The following is a 5,438-nucleotide window of genomic DNA, read 5'->3' as shown; positions in this document are numbered from 1 at the left end:
ACTTTGCGGTTACAATGCTCATATAGAGCAATATTTGTTTTTAATATCTGTAGTTGTATCATATTTGTCATACTACTACGTAGTGATTTTAAAGGCTTAGCGCCGTTATTATCATCTATTTTATAAAAAAATAATATTAAGCAGAACTTTTTATTCATAAAGAGGTCAGAGTATTTGTGAACAATGACGACAATATGAATAACAAGCAAAAATCAGACATAGGAGTACCGGCTCGAATGAGCGAGCAGGAATTAGATTTAGTGCTAGTAAAAAGGGTCCAGCAAGGAGATAAAAACGCCTTCAACCTATTAGTAAAGAAGTATCAAAACAAAATTGCAGGTTTGATCTCACGTTATGTATCTAACCAAGGCGATATTGCTGATGTAGCACAAGAAGCTTTTATTAAAGCTTACCGTGCACTTCCTAACTTTAGAGGTGACAGCGCCTTTTACACGTGGTTATACCGTATTGCCGTTAATTGTGCTAAAAATTACTTAGTAGCCCAGGGGCGTAAGCCGCCAGCAAATGATATAGACGCTGAAGATGCCGAGTTTTATGATTGTGCAGATTCAATGCGATCGAATGCATCTCCTGAAAACCTACTTTTAAGCGAAGAAGTACGCGCTGTTATTTTTAATACGATTGATAGTTTGCCTGAAGATCTTAAAACCGCAATCACCCTTAGAGAAATAGAAGGGATGAGCTATGAAGAAATAGCAGTGGTAATGGATTGCCCAGTCGGGACTGTGCGTTCGCGTATATTTCGTGCCCGTGAAGCAATAGATAACAAATTAAACCCATTAATAGGCGAGTCTTAGTATGACAAAAGCACACCTTAACAAGTTAGATAACGAAGCGTTATCGGCATTACTTGATGGCGAGCAACATCTAACTGATGCAAAAATTGCAGAGCAAGATGTAACTACGTTTGGCCGTTATGCGTTAATTGGTGATGCGATGCGTGCTCAAAAAAATAATAACGACATACATATTGATATTAGCGATCGCGTTGCATTAGCACTTGAAAGCGAGCCTGTTTATACTGACTTTAGTCAGTCAAAAACACAGCCTCAAGCAATCACTGAAACAGTACAAGATAATAAAGTAGTCGCTTTTAATTGGCGCAAACCAGTTGCTCAATTAGCTATTGCAGCAAGTGTAGCGATGTTTGCTATTGTGGGCGTTAATACGCTTCCTCAAAGTAACAATGAGCAGCAAAGTGAAATTCCATTACTGCAAACCACACCGCTAGCGGGTATGGCCTCGCCAGTAAGTTATTCGTCTGAGCCTGCGCTTGAAAATGCTGAGCAAGGTTTACGTGAACTACAGCAACAGCGTATTGGTGCGTTAGTTCTTGAGCATCAACGCCAAGCACGAGTTGCGAATTCTTTAGAAACAGCGCAAACTAATACCAAAGAGTCTGAGGAAAAAAACTAATTAAATGAAAGTAATCACTTTTGTTCTGTCGTTGGTAGTAAGCTTTAATGCATTTGCCAACGACACAAATCCTGCCAAAGATTTATTACTCAAAATGGCTAATGCCGTTCACACCCGTAATTTTGACGCCTCGTTTGTGGTTGTCAAAGGTAAAACAATGGAACCCTACCGATGGGTGCATGCTTTACAAGGTGACACCGAACTTGAGCATTTAAGTTTACTTAACGGTGCTGGGCTTGAAATGGTCCGTATCGATAATCAAGTTACTTATTTTGAACCTCAGTCTGAACCATATTCTCTAAAAACAGATTCAATAGCAGGTCCAATCCCTGAAGTACTTTTTAAAGATATAGATCGCTTAAGTGCGCATTATGATTTTGTACTAGGCGGAAAAGGACGTATTGCAGGGCGTGCAGCGCAACTTGTTCGCATTGAATCTAAAGACGAGTATAAATATAATTACTGGATTTGGTTGGATATGGAATCGTCGTTGTTACTAAAAGCCGCGTACGTTAACCATGAAGGTGAAGCCTTAGAGCAGTTACAGCTTACACATATTAGTGTGACAGAGCAGCCAGCCGGTATGCTAGTTGAAGTGCTCAATCGAAACTTTCCAACGCCTTTGCCAAACAATGCACTTATAAATGAAGATAGTACTGCCACTAATTGGAAAATCAGTTGGTTACCAGATGGCTTTGAGTTGCTAAAATCAGATAGACATAAGCTCGATTTAAATAACGAATTAACTGATTATTACTTGTTCTCTGATGGTTTTGTTGAGGTTTCTGTATTTATTCAGCGCCCATTACCAGGTAAGCGTTTAAGTGGAGCACTCACTTCTGGTGCAACGACAGTATATGTGCATAATGGCGGTAATTTTGATGTATCGGTTGTTGGTAATGTACCGAGTATGACCGCAAAAGCGATTGCAGAGTCAGTTACTCGCGCACTATAGACGATTCCGTAAGGATTGTTATGATTGAACAAACCCTCACTGTTGTGGCCCTCGATGGCCACATTGCTCATTTAGAAGCACAGCAAAAACAAGCTTGTGAAGGCTGCAATGGTCGTTGCGGCTCACAAGTGTTTAGTAAATTATTTGGCACTGCAAAAAAAACCTTTCCTTATAAATTTGAATCCTCAGTAGAAATAGGGCAAAAGGTCACTTTGTCACTAGATGATAGTCATGTCGTTAAGCATGCTTTTGCGGTTTACATGCTACCGCTCCTTTTGAGTCTTGTTTTTGCATTTGTTGCGGCGCAATTGTTTATAGCTTCCGAAGGCTGGCAGATTTTAGCTGCTGCTCTAGGTGGCGTTACTGGCTTTTTTATAGCTAAAACTCGCGTGAAATCTCTAAAGCACGATATAAAAGTTATAAAAATTCACCCAATTAGTATCCCTTTAACTCAAATAGATGGTGATTGACGCCAATTAAATGTAAAATTGCCGTTTTATACCAAAGTAACTTGGAAATACAGGGAATCGTGGTTTTTTAAATTATTTTATCTGGCTGAATTATTTAAGTTAAGTAAATATAACTTATTGTTATTCAATACATAAAATGGTTGTAACCCATCTTAAAAAGCGTAAGTACAGTTTGTTATATACAAATTTAGCTTATGGCATCCTAAAGCAAGTATTTTCAAGTCACTTAGGTATTCATATTTAGTCCATTAAAATAGAAGTATAGAATCCAGTTTATGAAGCATATCCGTAATTTTTCGATCATCGCCCATATTGACCATGGTAAATCGACCCTTTCAGATCGTTTGATCCAAGTTTGTGGCGGTTTAACCGACCGTGAAATGCAAAAACAAGTTTTGGATTCAATGGATATTGAGCGCGAACGTGGTATTACCATTAAAGCGCAAAGTGTAACGTTGAATTACAAAGCGAACGACGGCGAAACCTACCAACTTAATTTCATTGATACTCCAGGACACGTTGATTTTACGTATGAAGTTTCACGATCTTTAGCTGCTTGTGAAGGCGCGTTGCTTGTTGTTGATGCAGGCCAAGGCGTTGAAGCACAAACACTAGCTAACTGTTACACCGCTATTGAAATGGAATTAGAAGTAATTCCAGTACTTAATAAAATCGATTTACCGCAAGCGGATCCTTTACGTGTTGCAGAAGAAATTGAAGAGATTATTGGTATTGATGCCCTTGATGCAGTGCAGTGTAGCGCTAAAACAGGTGTAGGTATTGCCGAAGTTCTTGAAATGATTGTTAAAGATGTACCGCCGCCAGTAGGCGACAAAGATGCACCTTTACAAGCACTTATTATCGATTCTTGGTTTGACCCATACCAAGGCGTTGTATCACTAGTGCGTATTAAGCACGGTGAATTACGCACTGGCGACAAAATAAAAATAATGTCGAACGAGCATATACATACTGCCGACCAAGTAGGTGTGTTTACACCTAAGCAAACCAACACCGGTATTTTAAGAACAGGTGAAGTAGGGTTTGTTATTGCTGGTATTAAAGAGATACATGGTGCGCCAGTAGGTGACACTATTACTCATCAAAAAAATGCAGCTCCACTTCGCTTACCTGGCTTTCAAAAAATTAAGCCTCAGGTTTATGCGGGTATGTTCCCAATTGCATCAGATGAGTATGAATCGTTCCGTGATGCACTTAATAAATTAAGCTTAAACGATGCGTCGTTATTCTTTGAACCAGAGAATTCAACTGCACTTGGCTTTGGTTTCCGCTGTGGCTTTTTAGGTATGCTACACATGGAAATCATTCAAGAGCGTTTAGAGCGTGAATACGATATTGATTTAATTACAACAGCACCTACGGTAATCTATGAGATAGTTACTAAAGAAGGTACATTTCAGATTGATAATCCATCTGATTTGCCTGCAGTAAACGATATTGTAGAGATTCGAGAGCCGATTGTTGAAGCTAATATTTTGGTACCACAAGAATACCTAGGTAACGTTATTACTTTGTGTATTGAAAAACGTGGTAGCCAAACAAAAATGACTTATCACGGAAAGCAAGTAGCTGTAACGTACGAGCTACCTATGGCTGAAGTGGTGATGGATTTCTTTGATAAATTAAAATCAACTAGCCGTGGTTTTGCGTCGCTTGATTATAACTTTAAACACTTTCAAACATCAGATATGGTGCGTGTTGATATTTTAATCAATGGTGAGCGCGTTGACGCACTTGCGATAATTGTTCACAGAGATGGTGCACAGTCTCGTGGTCGCCAGTTAGCTGATGCGTTAAAAGAGCTTATCCCACGTCAAATGTTTGATATAGCGATTCAAGCTGCTATCGGACAACATGTTATTGCCCGTACCACGGTAAAACAATTACGTAAAAACGTAATTGCTAAGTGTTACGGTGGTGATGTGAGCCGTAAGAAAAAGCTACTTAAAAAGCAAAAAGATGGTAAAAAACGTATGAAGCAAGTAGGTAATGTTGAAGTGCCTCAAGAAGCGTTTTTAGCTATTTTAAAAGTTGGCAAATAAAAACAAAGGATTATAAATGGCTGGTTATTTTTCAGTTTTATTGGTGTTATTAACTTTAGGCTCAGGCTTAATATGGTTAATAGATCACTTAATGTACGCCCCAAAAAGGCAGGAGCGCTTAGCGATAGCGCAAACGTCTGCTGGAGCTCCGTTAGATGAAGAAACTGCGGCATTAATTGCACCAGAACCAGTACTAACAGAAACAGCAAAGTCGATTTTCCCGATGATTGCAGCAATTACTATTTTTAGATCATTTATCTTTGAACCGTTTCAAATTCCATCCGGTTCAATGATGCCTACATTATTAGTAGGTGATTTTATTTTAGTACAAAAGTATTCATATGGAATAAAAGACCCTGTTTGGCGTACTCAATTAGTTGAGATTGGGCAGCCTGAGCGTGGTGATATTGTTGTTTTTAAATACCCTTTAGATGAAAATGTTGACTATATTAAACGTACAATTGGTTTACCTGGCGATAAAATTGTTTATCGCGATAAACGTTTATATATTCA

6 protein-coding genes are annotated in these 5,438 nt (G+C 38.8%); all 6 read left to right on the top strand.

Annotated features, from left to right (window positions below; genetic code table 11):
- Positions 1–236 precede the first annotated feature (236 nt).
- On the top strand, positions 237–818 hold the full coding sequence (gene rpoE / locus H5072_RS10855; protein ID WP_002958721.1) for an RNA polymerase sigma factor RpoE: 582 nt from the start codon (positions 237–239) through the stop codon (positions 816–818).
- Position 819: 1 nt separating this feature from the next.
- Positions 820–1,437 carry a sigma-E factor negative regulatory protein gene (locus H5072_RS10850; protein WP_182693528.1) on the top strand — a complete coding sequence of 206 codons (618 nt, stop codon included), beginning with the start codon at positions 820–822 and terminating at the stop codon, positions 1,435–1,437.
- Positions 1,438–1,441: 4 nt separating this feature from the next.
- Positions 1,442–2,392 carry a MucB/RseB C-terminal domain-containing protein gene (locus H5072_RS10845; RefSeq protein WP_024594972.1) on the top strand — a complete coding sequence of 317 codons (951 nt, stop codon included), beginning with the start codon at positions 1,442–1,444 and terminating at the stop codon, positions 2,390–2,392.
- Positions 2,393–2,412: 20 nt separating this feature from the next.
- Positions 2,413–2,862, top strand: coding sequence for a SoxR reducing system RseC family protein (locus H5072_RS10840; protein WP_024594973.1), 450 nt, complete (start codon positions 2,413–2,415; stop codon positions 2,860–2,862).
- 275 nt (positions 2,863–3,137) lie between these two features.
- The gene (gene lepA / locus H5072_RS10835; RefSeq protein WP_002958717.1) at positions 3,138–4,925 is read left to right on the top strand and encodes a translation elongation factor 4; all 1,788 of its coding nucleotides are present in this window, start codon (positions 3,138–3,140) and stop codon (positions 4,923–4,925) included.
- 16 nt (positions 4,926–4,941) lie between these two features.
- On the top strand, positions 4,942–5,438 hold a 497-nt coding region (lepB, locus tag H5072_RS10830; protein ID WP_182693527.1), incomplete at its 3' end, for a signal peptidase I.

It is taken from the genome of Pseudoalteromonas sp. SR45-5 (assembly GCF_014163565.1).
Classification (GTDB): Bacteria; Pseudomonadota; Gammaproteobacteria; order Enterobacterales; family Alteromonadaceae; genus Pseudoalteromonas; species Pseudoalteromonas distincta.
Note: the sequence above shows the minus strand (reverse complement) of the source record. Positions and strands in the feature narration are given on the sequence as shown.

Coding starts and splice junctions, on each gene's coding strand:
- rpoE (WP_002958721.1), top strand. CDS start 237: ATGAGCGAGCAGGAATTAGATTTAGTGCTAGTAAAAAGGGTCCAGCAA.
- H5072_RS10850 (WP_182693528.1), top strand. CDS start 820: ATGACAAAAGCACACCTTAACAAGTTAGATAACGAAGCGTTATCGGCA.
- H5072_RS10845 (WP_024594972.1), top strand. CDS start 1,442: ATGAAAGTAATCACTTTTGTTCTGTCGTTGGTAGTAAGCTTTAATGCA.
- H5072_RS10840 (WP_024594973.1), top strand. CDS start 2,413: ATGATTGAACAAACCCTCACTGTTGTGGCCCTCGATGGCCACATTGCT.
- lepA (WP_002958717.1), top strand. CDS start 3,138: ATGAAGCATATCCGTAATTTTTCGATCATCGCCCATATTGACCATGGT.